This is a genomic window from Robertmurraya dakarensis (genome assembly GCF_900156875.1).
Classification (GTDB): Bacteria; Bacillota; Bacilli; order Bacillales; family Cytobacillaceae; genus Robertmurraya; species Robertmurraya dakarensis.
In genome coordinates, this window is the sequence record NZ_LT707409.1 from 220655 (window position 1) to 237707 (window position 17053).

16 protein-coding genes and 1 pseudogene are annotated in these 17053 nt (G+C 38.2%); 12 read left to right on the forward strand and 5 right to left on the reverse strand.

The genetic code is table 11. The annotated features are described in order from the left end of the window. Nucleotides 1-131 precede the first annotated feature (131 nt). Nucleotides 132-806, forward strand: a complete 675-nt coding sequence (locus CZ487_RS10330; RefSeq protein WP_077212107.1) for a metal-dependent hydrolase — start codon at nt 132-134, stop codon at nt 804-806. 32 nt (nt 807-838) lie between these two features. On the opposite strand, the gene CZ487_RS10335 is transcribed toward CZ487_RS10330, so the two are convergent. Then, nucleotides 839-2035 carry a GGDEF domain-containing protein gene (locus CZ487_RS10335; protein ID WP_077212108.1) on the reverse strand — a complete coding sequence of 399 codons (1197 nt, stop codon included), beginning with the start codon at nt 2033-2035 and terminating at the stop codon, nt 839-841. Between the two features lie 219 nt (nt 2036-2254). On the opposite strand from CZ487_RS10335, the gene CZ487_RS10340 reads away from it, so the two are divergent. Then, on the forward strand, nt 2255-3340 hold the full coding sequence (locus CZ487_RS10340; protein ID WP_084783204.1) for a metallophosphoesterase: 1086 nt from the start codon (nt 2255-2257) through the stop codon (nt 3338-3340). A gap of 33 nt (nt 3341-3373) precedes the next feature. Here CZ487_RS10340 and CZ487_RS10345 read toward each other — a convergent pair whose 3' ends face one another. Beyond that, nucleotides 3374-3814 carry a cell wall hydrolase gene (locus CZ487_RS10345; RefSeq protein ID WP_077212109.1) on the reverse strand — a complete coding sequence of 147 codons (441 nt, stop codon included), beginning with the start codon at nt 3812-3814 and terminating at the stop codon, nt 3374-3376. 232 nt (nt 3815-4046) lie between these two features. Here CZ487_RS10345 and CZ487_RS10350 point away from each other — a divergent pair, with 232 nt between their 5' ends. From CZ487_RS10350 to CZ487_RS10370, 5 genes are all read left to right on the forward strand, one after another. Continuing rightward, entirely contained in the window at nt 4047-4346 is a 300-nt protein-coding gene (locus tag CZ487_RS10350; protein ID WP_077212110.1) for a hypothetical protein, read from the forward strand. Nucleotides 4347-4482: 136 nt separating this feature from the next. Beyond that, nucleotides 4483-5025, forward strand: coding sequence for a sigma-70 family RNA polymerase sigma factor (locus CZ487_RS10355; protein ID WP_237562851.1), 543 nt, complete (start codon nt 4483-4485; stop codon nt 5023-5025). After that, nucleotides 5001-6311: a DUF4179 domain-containing protein gene (locus CZ487_RS10360; protein ID WP_077212112.1), complete on the forward strand. Its 1311-nt coding sequence runs from the start codon at nt 5001-5003 to the stop codon at nt 6309-6311. The genes CZ487_RS10355 and CZ487_RS10360 overlap by 25 nt, the downstream gene beginning before the upstream one ends. A 481-nt stretch (nt 6312-6792) precedes the next feature. Then, the gene (locus CZ487_RS10365) at nt 6793-7677 is read left to right on the forward strand and encodes a DMT family transporter (RefSeq protein ID WP_077212113.1); all 885 of its coding nucleotides are present in this window, start codon (nt 6793-6795) and stop codon (nt 7675-7677) included. Nucleotides 7678-8262: 585 nt separating this feature from the next. After that, on the forward strand, nt 8263-9819 hold the full coding sequence (locus tag CZ487_RS10370) for a glycine betaine uptake BCCT transporter (RefSeq protein ID WP_077212114.1): 1557 nt from the start codon (nt 8263-8265) through the stop codon (nt 9817-9819). 67 nt (nt 9820-9886) lie between these two features. Here the strand turns inward: CZ487_RS10370 and hprK are convergent, their stop codons facing one another. Then, entirely contained in the window at nt 9887-10813 is a 927-nt protein-coding gene (hprK, locus tag CZ487_RS10375) for an HPr(Ser) kinase/phosphatase (RefSeq protein WP_077212115.1), read from the reverse strand. 595 nt (nt 10814-11408) lie between these two features. Here hprK and CZ487_RS10380 point away from each other — a divergent pair. Next, a complete protein-coding gene (locus CZ487_RS10380) occupies nt 11409-12491 on the forward strand; it encodes a TRAP transporter substrate-binding protein (RefSeq protein WP_237562949.1) in 1083 nt (360 codons plus the stop codon). A 216-nt stretch (nt 12492-12707) separates the two neighbouring features. Here CZ487_RS10380 and CZ487_RS26880 read toward each other — a convergent pair whose 3' ends face one another. After that, nucleotides 12708-12809, reverse strand: coding sequence for a LysR family transcriptional regulator (locus tag CZ487_RS26880; protein ID WP_139339555.1), 102 nt, complete (start codon nt 12807-12809; stop codon nt 12708-12710). 115 nt (nt 12810-12924) lie between these two features. Between CZ487_RS26880 and CZ487_RS10385 the strand changes: the two genes are divergently transcribed. The 4 genes and pseudogenes from CZ487_RS10385 (at nt 12925) to CZ487_RS10400 (ending at nt 16113) form a co-directional block, all read left to right on the forward strand. Then, complete coding sequence (locus CZ487_RS10385; RefSeq protein ID WP_077212117.1) at nt 12925-13593, forward strand: YczE/YyaS/YitT family protein; 669 nt, start codon at nt 12925-12927, stop codon at nt 13591-13593. A 180-nt stretch (nt 13594-13773) separates the two neighbouring features. Then, complete coding sequence (locus CZ487_RS10390; protein WP_077212118.1) at nt 13774-15168, forward strand: L-cystine transporter; 1395 nt, start codon at nt 13774-13776, stop codon at nt 15166-15168. A 57-nt stretch (nt 15169-15225) separates the two neighbouring features. Then, nucleotides 15226-15308: pseudogene (locus tag CZ487_RS26885) on the forward strand (ArsI/CadI family heavy metal resistance metalloenzyme); the annotation flags it as partial. A 217-nt stretch (nt 15309-15525) separates the two neighbouring features. Further along, a complete protein-coding gene (locus CZ487_RS10400; RefSeq protein WP_077212120.1) occupies nt 15526-16113 on the forward strand; it encodes a CBO0543 family protein in 588 nt (195 codons plus the stop codon). Between the two features lie 46 nt (nt 16114-16159). Here CZ487_RS10400 and CZ487_RS10405 read toward each other — a convergent pair whose 3' ends face one another. Continuing rightward, complete coding sequence (locus CZ487_RS10405) at nt 16160-16840, reverse strand: phosphoribosylaminoimidazolesuccinocarboxamide synthase (protein WP_077212121.1); 681 nt, start codon at nt 16838-16840, stop codon at nt 16160-16162. Nucleotides 16841-17053 lie beyond the last annotated feature (213 nt).

Below are 17053 nucleotides of genomic sequence, written 5' to 3' on the forward strand. Positions count from 1 at the left end.
CGAGAAGTTGAGGATTTTGAAATCTAGTAAAATAGATATCTATTATGATAATGTAGAAATCAATGGAAATTAAGTTTTAGTACTAAGTTATTTATTTCCTTGAAAAGAGATATCAGCAAAGAGGTGGCATCATGAAAGGTCGAACTCATTTAGCGGTGGGTTTAGGAATTGGGATAATTGCTTCTGTTCGTTCTTCTCCAGAAGATATCCCGGTTATTTTAGCAGCAGCAGGAGTCGCTTCTCTTGCTCCAGATTTAGATGGAAGGAACTTGTTAAATAGACGAGTGACGAAGACGGCGAAAAAAATTAAAAAGAGTGGCGTTTATATTGCGGCGGTGCTGATGCTACTGGCGTTGCTCTCGTTCTTTTTTGATTTCAGTATCCTGCCCTTTGTAGATAAAAATTGGTTTGGGCTGCAGAATAAGCTTCTTCTTTTTGCATGGGGTGTAGTGATTTTAGGGTTTTCTGTCAGGAGTCAAGAAACGCTAAAAAATATCCTTATGAGCATCATTGGATTGTTCTTGATGTATTACGCAGCGAATAATGAATTTTGGTGGCTGGTGATGTTTGCCTTATACATTGGCGTGGCAGGCTGGTTCGCTCATCGGGGAACGACCCATACTCTCTGGGCGCTGGTGTATTGGTGGTACATGAGTTTTTTAATGGAAAACAGCACAGCCGTGAACGGGTTGGCAGTTGTATCAACATTAGCTTATCTTTCACATATTGTCGGAGATATGATGACGGTAAAAGGAGTGAAATTTTTATTTCCTCTTACAAAAAAGTCATTCAGATTTTTACGCTGATAAAGCCAGTTCCCCAGGTGAGGGGACTGGCTTTATCCAGTTACTGGATGTGAAGATAATGCAATGTCTCCCGTATCTCCGCAGGAAATGCAATCTCTTCCATTATGTTTTGCTTCATATAGAGCCCTATCACAAAAAACATACAGAGTTTCTAAGTCTGTCTGTTTAGTAGGAATGAGGGTGATTACACCAATACTAATGGAATATCTTTCAGGAACTCCGTCAATTTTTGCCAGCTCCAGCAGCTCCCGTATTTGCTCTAACTTATTTGCTGTTTCCTTTTGATTTAGACCGGTGAATAGAATGGCAAATTCGTCACCACCATATCGCCCAAACAGGTCGTGTGGTCCTAGAAACCCATTAATTCGCATGGAAAGGTCTTGAAGAATGCGATCCCCGGCTTCATGCCCATAAAGGTCATTAAATTTCTTGAAATAGTCGATGTCAAATAGAATAAAAGAAAGATAGGTTTGTTCTTTTACACAACGTGATAATGTTTCTTTTGCTCGTGTAATAAAACTTCTGCGATTTAACGTGTTTGTGAGATCATCATAATATGCCATCCTAATGAGCTCATCATCTGCACGTTCCTTCAAGATTAAAATAAAACCCGTATTTCCTAGAATCATAACTAAAAATAGCGTTAAAAATGAAAGCGTTTGGATGAGCCCTGGAGTAAATAATCCCATTTCTTGCTGAGTTGTGAGTGCGACAATGCCTCTGACTAAGAATGACAGCGTAACGAGATAATAGAGAACCCCCATTAACTTCATTAATAAGGTCGAACCATTTCCACTCATTAACCGATAGGCGGGGAGGAAACACAATACTGCCGTACCGAACGAGGCAAAGACAATCCGGATGAATTCATAGTTATAGAAAAGCAGGAGAAGATGAAAGCCTATTACATAAACAATCGTCAATCCCATATAGAACTTCTTTGTAACAGCTTGAAAGGAGCCTGTTAATTTTAAAATGGCAACGGCCTCTAATGATGAACCGATAAACAAAAAAGAATTTGCGATTGAAATGGTAAATAGGTCCGGTATTCCGCCTCTTAGAGCCAATAATAACCAAGCGCAGGCTTGGATACATTTTGCTAGGAAAAAAGTATTTAATATGGAGTCTCTTGTATGTTTCTGCCAATAGGCACTGATGAGAACAACTGTGAATAAATGGCCGACTACTAATGTTAAGACAATTGTTTTCATATCGAGATATAATTCCATTCTATCACCAAACCTGAACGTATATTAGATAGTCTTTATAACCTAGTTCTTTTGAACCTAATCAATTATACACCGCCCTTCACGAGAATAAAAGAATTATATGGAAGGATGAGGAAGGGAAAATTAGCTCTTTTAGAGAGGCAAATATAAGGAATTAAGGAAGTTATTTTGATAAAATAACGTATGCTCCATATTGGGAGATGAGTAGGGAGGGAGAGTATGTTATATATTGTATTCGCGGTATTCATGGCGATATACTTCGTGATTTGTTTCTATGTTGGATACAATGGATGGGTTTGGCTTCGTGAAACCTTTTCCTTTCGTTATAAAAAGAGCTATTTCGCTGCCATTATCGCGATATCCTTGATGATTTTTTTAGACCGGTTGATTTCATCCAAAATAGTCGCTTTTATAGGCGGTTCGTGGCTTTTGATCATCGGGTACAGTTTGATCCTTTTGCCGATTGCTAATTTGCTTTATTACCTGTTTAAAAATAAGGGTGCAAAAGTGTTAGGTGGAACTGTCATCGTCTTCTTTGTTTTTGTATTCGTGTTCGGCTCCTACAATGCTTGGAGTCCCGTAATCCGTACGTATGATATTTCATTAGATAAACCTGCTGCTCAGAAGGAACTGAAAATCCTAATGGTATCTGATTTACATTTAGGAAAAATTGTGGGCGAAAAGCATTTAAAGAGATTAGTAGATATTGTTAAAGAGAGAAAACCAGATATTGTCTTAATTCCCGGTGATCTTATTGATGATTATATTGAACCGTATTTAACTGACAATATGGGGGAAACGATGCAGAAGATTAGAGCACCACTCGGTGTCTATGCCACATCAGGGAATCATGATTATTATGGCAATGATTTAGAAATCATTTTTGAAGAAATGGAAAAAGCCGGCTTGACAATGTTGGATGATGAAACAGTCCAAATTCTGGATAGCATTTACATTGTGGGAAGAAATGATTTAACAGATAATAACCGAAAAAGTATTGAGGAATTGGTGAAGAACTTAGACAAAGATAAACCGATTATAATGCTCGATCATCAACCAGACCAACTGAGTGAAGCAAATACAAATGGTGTTGATGTTCTGCTCTCCGGCCATACACACGGGGGACAGGTAGCTCCAGCAAACCTCATTACCGGTATGATTTATGAAAACGATTGGGGATATTTGAAAAAGGGAGATTTGCATTCGATTGTGTCGTCTGGTTTTGGTCTCTGGGGTCCGCCTTTTCGTATTGGGACAAGAGCTGAAGTGGTTGAGATTAAAATAGAATTTGAGACACAGGAGTAACTAAAAAACCCCACAATTTGTGGGGTATTTCCCTTACCATCTATAAGCGTCTTCGCATGTATTTGCCTGTGGTTCGTAATAACAATGCTGTTTGAATTGACCAGCAAACGGTTGATCGTACCAGGTTGGGGGACAAGGAGCATACGGATTAAAATACCAGAGCGAATGCTTGGAAGGATGCTCTCTCCAGTAATTTATAACTTGTTGTGCTAATTTCTTTTCTACAGTTCTTGCGGGTTGGTAGAAAACATTCCCTTTTTGTACCGCTTCAAAAGAATAATTTCCTCCCTGCACTTGAAATATTACGTCTGATATCGAACGCACGTCTTTAAAGTCTAAACAATTAGCTTTTGCTCGATTGACAATGACATTTCCAACCATCAGCATTCCCATGCGCCCTTCACCTTCGGCTTCAGCTCTCATCATTCTGGCCATTAGCGCAACATCACTGCTGTTATGTTTTACCCTCGCCACTTTTTCATCACCTCTAAAAGAATTGTATGATAAAAGCCAGCAAAAATGCTTTTACATCCTTCAACAAATCGGAAGGAAGCTGCATGTTTTTACCGAAAATGATTCTGACTAGTTGAATAGTATCTTTTCAGTTATCATTATACGTATCACAGACTATTCATTGTTTAGGGTACCTATGTTGCTTAAAAGAAAATATCACACTACATAATAGGATAGAGAAAGGAGTTTCACCATGAAGAAGATTGATGAATACTTTGAAACGGCGATGGAAGCATGGGGAATGATGCAGGAGACTTCCGGTGATGAAGGGGCAGAATGGGCAGAGAGATTCGAGCGCTACTTTTACGAATTTATTGATGAATTGAAGAAGTGGTGGGGAACTCTTGATCATCAGCCAGCGAACATAGAGGAAGCGGAGGAGCTGCCCCAAATAAAAAAATGGATGGAGAGAATCCCTGATCCTGTTCAATTGAACTTTATAACAGAATTAGAGGATATTATAGATGGGTTTGAAACAGAACGTTTTGACTAAGCTGTCGAATGAGAGGGCCACAACATTTTTGAGATGTTGTGGTCCTTGTCATGTTAAATATGAAGTTTTTTAAAAAAATGAAACCTGCCACTTCGCTGATGCATCTAACCAATAGATAAACAAGAAAGGAGCGCGCATGGTGAATATTACGAAAGAAGTGAAGAAAGCAATGAAAGGAAACTCATCTTCCTTTGAAAAGCTTATCCTTTCACATAAATTAATGATGTACCGCGTTAGTCGTACGATCCTTTCACGTGATGAGGATTGTGCGGATGCTATACAAGAAGCTATTTTGAAGGCTTTCCAGAAGATTCATACATTAAGAGAACCTCGTTATTTTAAGACATGGTTGATTCGGATTCTCCTAAATGAATGCCATCAAATCCATCGAAAGAGAAAGAATCTCATCCAAATGGATGAATTAGCAGAACCAATTTCAAACGAAAATGGGTACGACAAAATAGAGGTAGTACAATTACTCGATATACTCCCTTCAGAAGATAAACAGCTTTTAAGACTTTATTATATTGATGACCTATCCATTCATGATTTAGCAATTATTTTGGAACTGCCCGAAAATACGATTAAAACCAGATTACGGAGATCTCGTGAGAAAATTCAAAAAGCGTTAGCGAAGGACGAGGAGGTTAAGACATGGAAAAATGGGAACAGCAATTAAAAAATGACGTGAACCGGTCGGTGCCAACTATGATCGATGTGAGAGTCGAAGAAACCCTAAGAAGACTCCCTCGCAAAAAAACAGTGAAGAAGAAAATTTATTACGGATTGTCTGCGGCAGCGGTTGCGGTGCTCATGACTTTCGGTTTGTCGGTTATATCACCTTCATTTGCGAACACGATAAAAGAGATTCCCATTATTGGCTCAGCGTTTGAATTTGTTGGAAATATTGGCGTGAAAAAGGGAAAAGAAGAAGGTTTAACGACAGAACTTGGAGAACAAATAGAGATTGATGGCCAGTTGATTACGTTTACGGAAACCCTGTACGACGGCGGTGAAATTCATATTGGCTATATTGCACAGCGGAATGAAGATAACACAAATCCTCATTTTATGAATCACCTCGAGTTGTTTATTGATGGGAAACGTATTGGAAGTTATGGCATGGGAGGAAATGAATCAAAAATTGAAAATGGGATGTATGCAGGAACGATAAGCATACGTGTTCGGGAGGAAATTCCAGATTCTTTTGTGCTGGGGATTCGCCCTCATGAGGGAAAATCCTGGTCTGTTGAACTGCAAGTTGAAATGAAAGGAGAGCATCAAACTTTTATAGTGAATAAGGTAGAGCAAAATGATGACTTATCCATTTTATTTGATAAAGTAAATTTCTTTCCTACTTCAACAGAAATATCTCTCCGTTTAGTTATGGATGAGGAAGCATTTTCTAAAAATAAATATAGAGACCTCGGCTATGTAGTGATTGATGATAAAGGACGTGTTCTGCAGCCATTCAGCGGTGGTGGAGGAGGCGGCGGTCCTGTTAATGGAAAGGTTATTCACAATTTTAAGCAATACTATGAACCGTTGCAGCCAACCCCCGAAACAATTACGATAAAGCCTTATTTAATGGATTTTAGTGAATCAGCTCCGACTAGAAAAAGAGTAAAATGGGAAGGAGAGAAAATCACGCTTTCTCAAGGTGAAATCGGTCATTTAACGGTATTGGAATCTAGTGAGGAAAATAACGTCAAAACGTTCACATATGAAGTACAGGGCGAAGATTTATATTCACAAGCAACCGCCATCTGGCTTGAAGATTCAAATGGTAATTGGTATCATTCTGAACAACCTGCGGTAAGGGTTGATGGAACTGTCAATCAATATCAAGTTTCATTTACAGAATTCCCGAGTTCTGACGATACGTATGTTTCAACAGTCAAAATGGATTCTCCGAACTTTATAGAAGAGTTGGAGACGACGATTGATTTTACAAAAATAGATTAAGGGCACAGTTGTGTTCCCTTTTAAAGGTTGCAATGCAAATAGGGTGAGGAATCGGAGTGATTTTCTCACCCTATAAAATAGATGTTTCCTGTGGTTGAAAAATAAGAGGAAAAATTCCGCTTAAATAGGGAAATAGCCATAATTCCTTAAAGATAAGGGGAGCTTTTCCGTCTATATGAACAAAATCTTTGTATTTTGCCTTTTTTACAGAAGTTAACGGGAAAAGCTCCCCTTATATCAGCTTCTTCAGCCTCCTCTCAATACATTAGAGGGAAATTCTCCACCTATAAATTCTCCGAATCTATTCCCAGGCTTTTTCACAAGTTATTTAACCAGTTTTATTCACCTTTTTCAAAAGAGAACCCGTTATGGGGAACGCGGCAATTCATACCCGAAGCAAGGAATAATGATACTCTTAAAAATTATCAATCCATTTTACCTCTCCTTGTGATATTATTTTTATTCAGGGGGAGAAGTAGAGATGAAACAATACATTGGCGATGGAATGCTGCTTATTACTGCGCTCGTATGGGGCAGTGGATTTGTTGTGACCGCTATTGCACTAGAATATTTAACGGCTTTTCAAGTAATGGCAGGTCGATTTGTACTTGCTACACTAATTCTGACCATCCTTTTTGGCCATAAGTTCAAAAAGTTCAATAAAGCTGTCGTGTGGAAAGGTGCTACAATAGGGGTATTTTTATTTATTGGTTTTGCTTTGCAGACAGTCGGTTTAGAATATACAACACCTTCAAAAAATGCATTTTTAACAGCGGTCAATGTGGTGGTTGTCCCAATGATTGCTTATCTTGTTTATAAACGGAGAATTGATCGATATGAATTGACAGGGTCCTTTTTAGCGCTTGCGGGAATTGGATTCTTATCATTGCAAGGTTCTTTAACGATCAATATTGGGGATGCACTATCCCTTGCATGTGCAGTAGCGTTTGCTTTTGATATTTTTTATACGAATCTATTTGTTAAAAAAGAAGACGCGATTTCGCTGACAATCGTACAATTTATAACGGCTTCTTTGCTCAGTGTCATTACGGTGCTGATTCAAGGAGATATCCCAACTTCGTTTGAAAAAGAAGCGGTCTTTTCGATCGTCTATTTAGCTGTTTTTTCAACGACGATCGCCTATATTTTCCAAAATGTAGCTTTTAAATATACGACAGCCACAAAGGCGGCAATTATTTTATCACTTGAATCTTTTTTCGGGATGGTATTGTCCGTATTATTCCTCCACGAAATACTGACGGGCCGGATGGTGCTGGGGGCCGTATTGATCATGGTCGCCATCTTAATCGCTGAAGTAAAGCCGGTTTTCCGGAAGAAGCCTATTGCGGAGAATGTCGGTAAATAAATAGATTAGGTCATTTATTTTGTTTTGAGTGTCACGTTACAGATATAAATAAATCGTTTATTAAAAGGTCAGGGGGCTCCAGGCCTTTTTTTTTGGTGAAGGGAAGGCATAAAATCAAGATTCCTCGTCATTCAATTGCAGAATGAGCCGCTAAGGAACATATCTTATAGCATTTCGGCTTTATTCAGATTATTTGAGAGTTATATTAAGATATGGTCTGGACCAACCCTCCTGAGAAGGAATAGAATAACTAGAGCCCTGAATAAGCCCGAAATATGCATGTGATTGCTGAAACATTTTTTGGTATAGTTTAATTATTCCTCTTAAAAGCCTATAAAAAATCCATAGTAAATACCTCTGCCGTATTTAATCTGTCTAATCATCGTATTCCCAAAGAGATGGACAATGGTAATTTTTAAGATTGTAAGAAAATGCGTAGACGCAATTTTTATACGGGTTCGTTATATGAGTATTATTTCTTCTCTCCAAAAAAAAATTTCAACACATGGTTTTGCATTTTATATGTTCACCAATTGAAGGAAGAACCCTCTGCGACTAAATCAAAGATGGGAGTTAAAATTTAATATGAGAAATGCTTCAATTGTTTTTTACGTATCATTAGCCATTATGGCTGGTCTTGTTTTAATGGGCATTACAATGCCTGCAGCATTAGAAAGTATCACGAGTACTGCACAAGGGATGATTACTGATTCATTTGGGTGGTATTATCTAATCATCGTTTCATTGTTTGTGTTTGTATGTTTTTATTTATTAGTAAGTCCAATTGGCCGGATAAAGCTCGGGAAACAGGAGGACAAGCCTGAGTTTTCCCGCCCAACTTGGCTTGCAATGCTATTTAGTGCAGGTGTGGGAATTGGATTGATTTTTTATGGTACAGCGGAACCAATTAGTCATTATGCCGTTAGTTCTCCAACAGGGCAAGAAGGCACGGCTCAAGGGATTAAGGATGCGATGAGGTTTACTTTCTTCCATTGGGGAATCCATGCATGGGCAATCTATGGTTCGGTTGCATTGGCTTTGGCTTATTTTACTTTCCGAAAAGGGGAGCTGAGCTTAATTAGCAGGACGTTAAGACCGCTGATTGGGAAACATGCAGATGGATTTATTGGAAAGGCTATCGATGTCATAGCAGTCATTTCTACGGTTATTGGGGTAGCCACAACTTTGGGATTTGGTGCCATGCAAATTAACGGTGGACTGTCATACCTATTTGGGATATCTAGTACGATGACAAGCCAAACCATCATCATTCTTGCTGTTACAGTGTTATTTATGATTTCGGCCTTAACAGGTCTAAGCAAAGGGATTAAAATTTTAAGTAATGTAAATATGGGGCTTTCGGCTGTCCTCTTCTTGATTGTATTTATTTTTGGACCGACTATTTTTACACTTAACTTATTTACAGATACGGTAGGGGCTTATATGCAAAACTTTATTAACATGAGTTTACGCATGGCGCCTGTGAGTGAAGAAGGACGCAGCTGGATTAATGGTTGGACTATCTTTTATTGGGCATGGTGGATTGCATGGGCTCCATTCGTTGGTGTCTTTATTGCTAGAGTATCAAAAGGTCGAACGATTCGTGAGTTTGTTGTATGTGTCTTACTTGTTCCTTCACTTATTGGATTCCTTTGGTTTTCTACGTTTGGAAGTGCAGCAATTGTCACTGAAACTTCAGGGCTGATGTCCATTTCAACATTAGGTGCTGAGGAATCACTTTTCGGAGTGTTAGAAGGTTTTCCAATGGGCTTAGTTTTATCACTATTAGCTATTTTAATCATTGTCACATTCTTTGTTACATCGGCAGACTCTGGTACATTTGTTTTAGGGATGATGACAACAAATGGATCTCAAAATCCGAGCACAGCCATCAAAGTGATTTGGGGAGTTTTTCTTTCCGTAACGTCGATCGTTCTGCTTTATTCTGGAGGCTTGCAAGCTCTTGAAAACACTATGATCATTGCGGCCCTTCCATTTTCAGCCATTATGGTGTTAATGGTCGCAAGCTTACTCAAGTCTTTAAAACAGGAAGCAAAAGAGCTCGGACTCGCACAGTTAAAAATGGAACGAAAGAAACTGGCTGAGGATCAAATGAAAGAGGATGTTAAGGAAGCTATATAATGAAACAAAACAAGCACCGTCTCAACTTCGGCTGGGACGGTGTTTGTTTTATTTTATCTCCGCGTATTTATAATTTCGAAATGTCTGCCTCAATCCTGCTCATGAATTCTTCAGCTGCGCTGTATCCTTGTTCTTTTAAGTACCAGTTATTTGCAGCCGCCTCAATTAACCCCGCCACATCACGACCAGGCTGAAGCTGGATTTCGATGGAAGGAATCTTAACCCCCATATAGTCCATATCATGGAATTCCTGTTCCAAGTCATTATACAAGGCATCCTTTTCCCATTTTGTTAAATGGATATCAAGAGCGATTCGTGTTTCCTCCTGAAAAGCTTTACGGCCGTATAAGCGAACCACATTCAGCAGCCCAATACTGCGAAGAGCTAAAAACTCTCTTGTTTTCTCGTCATGTGTACCTAGTATTGTTTGCGCACTAAGCTTCTTTAAGATCACAATATCATCGGCAACCAGACGGTGTCCGCGGCGAATTAATGTGTGCGCTGTTTCACTTTTGCCTACTCCGGAACTTCCCCGAAGTAAAATCCCAATGCCTGACACATTCATACAAACTCCGTGTACGGCCATTTCAGGTGCTAATTCCTTTGTTAAAAATGCGTCTAATTTGGTGATGAATTCAGACGTTGTCTCAGGCTTTTTAGTGATTAACAAGGGGATACCTTGTTCTGTACAATGGTGAATCAAATAGGTAAGGCCTTCTTCACCAGCGGTTACAATAAAACAGGGAGGATGGTAGTGGACAATATTTCCAATTCTGTATTTCCGTTCTTCGTGGCTTAATTTTAATAAATAAGTAATTTCCTTTTTTCCTAGAATTTGAACTTGCTCGGTGGGGAAAAAATCAAAATGACCAACAAATTCAAGGCCTGGACGATGCACACGCGGCTGCGTAATCACTCTCTGAAGTTGGTCTTCACCAGCAAGTACCTTCAATGAAAACTTCTGAGCCAAGTTTTCAACCGTTATCTTTTTCACCCTATACTCACGTCCTATTTGCGATTTTATTAATAGATTATACTTTAGTTTAGTGGAAGCGTCATCATTTATGCATTGGTTGTTCCAAAAGAGGAATATTTAACCTAATTCGGCATTTAATTTTACATTTCATGCTAAAAATATTATTAAATAATATAACAATATATGAATCGCGGAAAAAGAATAAGCTTAATATGGATAGGGAGTAGGAATTTTATTTAGAAATAAAGGGAATCCTTAAGGATGAACATATAATAGAAGAAGTAGGAATTTAATTTAAATATTACTTTTATATAATATTTAAAAAATTCAAAATTATTTGACTCTAAATCTAGTATCATGCTAAACTCAACATATCGGTATGGGATACCGGCTATTAGTATTATTGGCAATATCTTTTGTAACAACGTTAGCAGTTATGTTCTTATTTTGGTAGTTATTAAAGCGTTTTCACAAGTGTCGTAAAATGAAATCTAGTGAAGTGGCGGTGATAGAAAAGAAGTTTGTATGTTGAAGGTTACAAACGATTTTTATAATTTCTAGAAGCAGTTGACCAATCAAGTGTTAATTAAGAAAGGGAGATGAAGAATTGAAAGTGAGGAAGTTCTTCTTATTTACAATATTTATTATGATTCTTACTCTAGTTGGCTGCAGTTCAAGCTCATCCAACGAGGCAAAAGATAGTGAAACAGAAGGCGAAAATGGAGAAACAGGTGAAAAGATTACATTAAAATTGGGAACTTACTTTGCTAACACGTCAACAGTTTGGACAGGTTACACCGAGCCTTGGATCAAAAGGGTGGAGGAACTAACGGATGGGAAAGTTGAGTTCGATGTTTATCCTTCAGAGCAGTTAGGAAAAGCTCACGATATGCTCAAATTGACAAGAGACCGTGTAATGGATATCGGTGTTTATCCTACGAACTATTTTCCAGATAATATGCCACTAGGAAATATGTTGGCTGGTATGCCTAATCTAAGTGAGTCTGTTAGTCAAGGAACCCGTGCTTTTAATGAACTAGTTCAGACGAATGCTGAGTTTTTAGAAACAGATTATCTAAAAAATGGTGTAAGACCGATTATGACTCTAGTATCGCCTACCTTTGAGGTTTGGACTACGGGTAAAGAAATTCGTGTTCCAGAGGATTTGAATGGACTGAAAGTTAGAACTCCCGGCGGGGTTACAAATGAAGTTTACGAATACATGGGAGTAGTGCCTGTGGCTGTCCCTCATCCTGAGGTATATGAAGCGATTGAGAAGGGGGTTATTGAAGCACATACTGCTTACAGTAACTCGTTAATAAGTAATGGAACTCATGAACTTTTAAAATATGCGATATACCCTCATATTGGAACGGCTATTCATGCCTTACATATCAATGAAGAGGTTTGGCAAAGTCTGCCTAAGGACGTACAAGATGCGATGATCCTTGCAGGTGAAGAGGCTATGGATAGAATGGGTGAATTATATCTTGAAGAAGAAGTGAAATTCCAAGAAGAATTCAAAGCTGCTGGCGGTACAATTGCAGAATTAACTCCTGAAGAAGAGGAAAAATGGAGAAATATCACAGAAGAATTCACAAAAGTATGGCTGGAGGAGCACAAATCCGATGGTCCTCCATATGAAGAAGTTTTGAATCAGTATAAAGAGCTTCTTGAAAAATACAAAGATAGCTAATGATAAAAGAAACCAATTTCGAATAATTTATTTGAAATTGGTTTCTTTAATAATGTTAAAGGTGGAAATGCCCTAATATCAGCTGCGGTTAGGTAAGTTGCAATGACATACTTCCTTTATTCAACGATCTCCCAAAACTGGGTAACGACCTTTGAGATGGGTTCATTTTTTAATTTTAAAAAGACGGGCTCCACGCTGAAATTAAATTCTTTAAGTTCATAAAGAAATGTTTGGTCTGCCAAATGCGATGAATAATGCTTTTGAAATGCTGCCCTGTTTAACAATTTCTTTGAAATAGTGTAATTGTCGAATGTCCATTGTGTTTCTCCATTATATGTTTTTTCATATGATTAGTTTATCATTTATATATTATTTATATCTTGAATTCAATGTTATATTTAATTCTATATTCTTATAGAAGGTGAGAGGGACAATGAATCATTTTAGTAGAACGTTGAAGAGGCTTCTAATATATGTGCTTGGCTTATTTTTTTTGTCGCTGGGTGTTAGCTTGTCCATTATAGCAGGATTTGGGGTATCACCGGTTTCGTCACTAGCGTGTGCAGGTGCGCTGACAATCGGTATATCGGTGGGTACTACCACGGTTATGGCAAATGTCCTGTATATTATAGTTCAACTCATCTTAACTAGACGAAGGCAGTTAAATGAATTTGCAGGTCAGTTTATCATTTCGTTTTTATTTGGGTTCTTCATGGATGCCACACTCCTCCTAGTCCAACTCTTTCCAACGCCTGAAACCATCTTTATGCGAAGTGTTTATCTCATAATCAGTTTATTTATAGTAGCAATTGGTTTATTGGGTTATACAACAGCGAAACTTCCGTTAATGCCGTATGATGCATTAACGTATGCCATCAGTGAAAAATTTAATGTAAAATTTGGTAAAGCCAAAATATCAAGTGATTTAATTAATGTCGGTGTGGCAGGTGCAATATGTTTATTTTTCCTGGGGTCACTCGGTTCAATCGGAATCGGTACACTTATCGCGGCCTATTTCATTGGTAAAATCTTAGGCTGGATGATCCCGCATTATCAGCAGCATCTTAAACAATGGGCTTTTGAAACGAGGAAAGCGGCTTAACGATAATATTCAGTTACCTGCTTGTACATGTTTTTTAGTAACAATAAAGGTTAAGAGATTCCCGCTGTCGGATGACAGCTTTTTTATTGAAAACCTTTGGAATATTCGAAGATATAATCATGCAAACTAAGAAAAAAATATGTATCTTCAAAAAAATCTTTCATTAAAGAAGGGATCAACTTGAATACATTTTTAGTTATCGTGAATATCTTTATATTTCTAGCTATCATAATTGGATTGTATAGGATGCAGCAGAAACATGTTTCTTTCTCAAAACGAGTGTTCGCTGGACTTGGTCTAGGTATATTGTTTGGGTTGATTATGAATCTTTTGTATGGCCTGGCCTCTGACGTAACTGCAACTACGATTGAGTGGTTCAGTATTGTGGGTTCTGGTTATGTGAAGCTGTTACAAATGATTGTGATGCCATTAGTGTTTATCTCCATTGTCGGGGCATTTTCAAAGGTGAAATTATCAAATAATCTTGGGAAAATAAGTTTTTTTGGGATTGGGATATTGTTATTAACAACTGGGATTTCTGCAGCAATTGGGATTGGAGCTGCTTTGGGCTTTGGTTTAGAGGGCATTCAATTACAAGCAGGAGAAGCGGAAGAAACTCGTAATGCAGAACTTACGGAACGGGTCGCAACGGTAGAGGATTTAACGATTCCTGAACAAGTTCTCTCTTTTATCCCAGCTAATCCGTTTGCAGATTTAACGGGTTCTCGACCAACATCAACGATAGCTGTTGTTATTTTTGCGTCATTTATCGGGCTGGCCTATTTAGGTGTAAGCCGGAAGCAGCCAGAACAAGCTGAATTGTTTGCTAAAATTGTCGATGCTTTTTATGCCATTATAATGCGGATCGTCACATTAATCTTAAGGTTAACACCTTATGGGGTGTTGGCATTAATGATAAAAGTAGCGGCAACAAGTGATTATGAGTCGATTCTGAACTTAGGTAAATTTGTGATTGCTTCTTATGCAGCTCTTATTGTGATGTTCTTGATACACTTGCTCATGATTAGTTTAGCAAAATTAAATCCTGTAACGTATGTAAAAAAAGGGCTGCCAACTTTAACGTTTGCCTTTACATCTCGTTCGAGCGCCGGTACACTGCCCCTCAATATTAAGACTCAAACGGATGGATATGGTGTGTCGGAAGGAGTAGCCAACTTTGTTGGACCATTTGGTTTATCGATTGGACAAAATGGTTGTGCAGGTATTTATCCAGCCATGTTAGCGGTTATGGCAGCCCCAACGGCTGGTATTAATCCCTTGGAACCAGGGTTTATCCTAACACTTATTATTGTAATTATAATCAGTTCATTTGGAGTAGCCGGTGTAGGCGGCGGAGCAACATTTGCTTCCTTAATCGTTCTCTCTGTATTGAATCTGCCTTTGGTAATCGTAGGACTGTTAATCTCTGTAGAGCCTCTTATCGATATGGGGCGTACTGCATTAAATGTAAGCGGCAGTATGTTATCTGGTATTTTAACAAGTAAAATAACTGGTGATTTAGACGAAGAGGTATATAACAATAAAAAGGGATTGGATGAATTAGTTGAAGTATAAGAAAGATATTATTAGCAGTGCTGTCCGAAAAGTCATTTGGGCAGTCTTTTTTTTCGAACTTGCTGCTATGCACACAAGAAAAGTTTTGGATAACAGATCCCAATGGAATGAGTGGGAATTCTTTTATACAAAGACCGATGTGGAAAAGATGGATTCCTACGAAAGCGGAGAATGTTGTTCTAGTGATCCGCAACAAAGAGAGGCTTGTTGTGAACCAGATACCCAGAAAGTTGATTTGCTGAATAGAGCCTAAAAAAGAAAGCGAATTCGAGCGTTCCCGGATTCGCTTTCTTTTTTTGCGAGAAGGAATAAAAAGATACATAAATGGAATACTAACCAAAAACTGGAGGCAACATTGTGGAAAAAGGTCAGCTGGAAATGATTGACAAAATCATGAAGGTCGAAATTGAACAGAATGCCAGACTGTTGGATTATTGGAAGGAGTTTTCAACCTTCTCTAATTGGCAAGTTTGGATTGTCCTTGCAATGCTTGTAGTTCCTCTCATTATTTTATTGCTTTTCATAGATCGAAGAAAAGCATTTCAACTTGGATTTTATGGATACAGTGTGCATGTGTTTTTTGCTTATACAGATATAATGGGCACGGAACGAGGGATTTGGTTCTATCCTTATAAAATTCTTCCATTTCTTCCTTCTAATTTCACATTGGACGCATCATTGGTGCCTGTGATCTATATTCTTTTTTATCAGTGGACCCTAAACAAAAGTAAGAATTATTATATTTGGATGATCCCTTTATGTTTGGTGTTAGCATTTTTAATGAAGCCGCTTATGGTGGGCCTCGGCTTGTTTTACTTTCGGGAGAAAGAGAACTTTTTCTTGCTCTTTTTAGGGTATGTATTCGTCGCACTGATTTCCAAATTCTTAACGGAATTTTTTATTCTCTTGGGAAAAACTACAAAGTGGAGTTTAAATAATAAGTAGAGCGGTTAAAAGGACAATCCCAAACAGATTGTCCTTTATGGTGAAATTATAAAAACATCTTTTCTAATTCTAACGGTTCGATGTATTCTCCATCTTTGTATGCACGCATATTTCCTCCGGAGATTTCATCGATTAGAACGATTTGCTTGTCGTCACCAACTCGTCCAAATTCAAATTTGATGTCATAAAGCTCAATGCCTTTTTTTGTTAGTTCATCTTTCACGACATTTCCGATTTGCTGTGTCAGGGCTTTTAACACTTGATATTCGTCCTTTGTTAAAATACCAAGCATATCTAATGCATCCTCACTGATTGGCGGGTCCTGGCGATCATCATCTTTTAAGGTGACTTCAACAAATGCATCTAGAGGTTGTCCTTCTTCGGCATACAAACCATACCGGCGTAAAAAGCTTCCTACTGCGCGATAACGGCAAATGACTTCAAGTCCTTTTCCAAACACTTCAGCAGGCTTGACTGTCATCGTAGCTTGTTCTATATCAGCATCAATATAATGCGTAGGAATTCCTTTTTCTTTTAAAATTTCAAAAAAGAATTTCGTTAATTTTAGACCGGCACGGCCAGCACCTTCCATCGTAAGGCCGACTGTGTTTGCTCCTGGATCAAACACGCCATCAACGCCAGTAACGTCATCCTTAAATTTAAGCAAGTAATTTCCGTCTTCTAATGCATAAACATCCTTTGTTTTTCCTGTGTACGTGAGCTTCATGTTAAATCTCCTTTGAGGGTTTTATTATTTACATAGATTATTATAATCTAATAATAATAAAATTTCAGATGAAATTGAAAAATGTTTGTGATGACGGGACAAGAGGGGGAGATAGTGCGTAAAAACTTCGAATTGAAAAGTCCCTACTTACACTGAAGTAGGGGGCTTTAAACAGTTAACAATATTGAACAGCATTATCCTTTGAAATAAAGT

Coding starts and splice junctions, on each gene's coding strand:
- CZ487_RS10370 (WP_077212114.1), top strand. CDS start 8,263: ATGAGAAATGCTTCAATTGTTTTTTACGTATCATTAGCCATTATGGCT.
- CZ487_RS10330 (WP_077212107.1), top strand. CDS start 132: ATGAAAGGTCGAACTCATTTAGCGGTGGGTTTAGGAATTGGGATAATT.
- CZ487_RS10355 (WP_237562851.1), top strand. CDS start 4,483: ATGGTGAATATTACGAAAGAAGTGAAGAAAGCAATGAAAGGAAACTCA.
- CZ487_RS10360 (WP_077212112.1), top strand. CDS start 5,001: ATGGAAAAATGGGAACAGCAATTAAAAAATGACGTGAACCGGTCGGTG.
- CZ487_RS10335 (WP_077212108.1), bottom strand. CDS start 2,035: ATGGAATTATATCTCGATATGAAAACAATTGTCTTAACATTAGTAGTC.
- CZ487_RS10405 (WP_077212121.1), bottom strand. CDS start 16,840: ATGAAGCTCACGTACACAGGAAAAACAAAGGATGTTTATGCATTAGAA.
- CZ487_RS10385 (WP_077212117.1), top strand. CDS start 12,925: ATGAATCATTTTAGTAGAACGTTGAAGAGGCTTCTAATATATGTGCTT.
- CZ487_RS26880 (WP_139339555.1), bottom strand. CDS start 12,809: ATGGACATTCGACAATTACACTATTTCAAAGAAATTGTTAAACAGGGC.
- CZ487_RS10340 (WP_084783204.1), top strand. CDS start 2,255: ATGTTATATATTGTATTCGCGGTATTCATGGCGATATACTTCGTGATT.
- CZ487_RS10365 (WP_077212113.1), top strand. CDS start 6,793: ATGAAACAATACATTGGCGATGGAATGCTGCTTATTACTGCGCTCGTA.
- CZ487_RS10350 (WP_077212110.1), top strand. CDS start 4,047: ATGAAGAAGATTGATGAATACTTTGAAACGGCGATGGAAGCATGGGGA.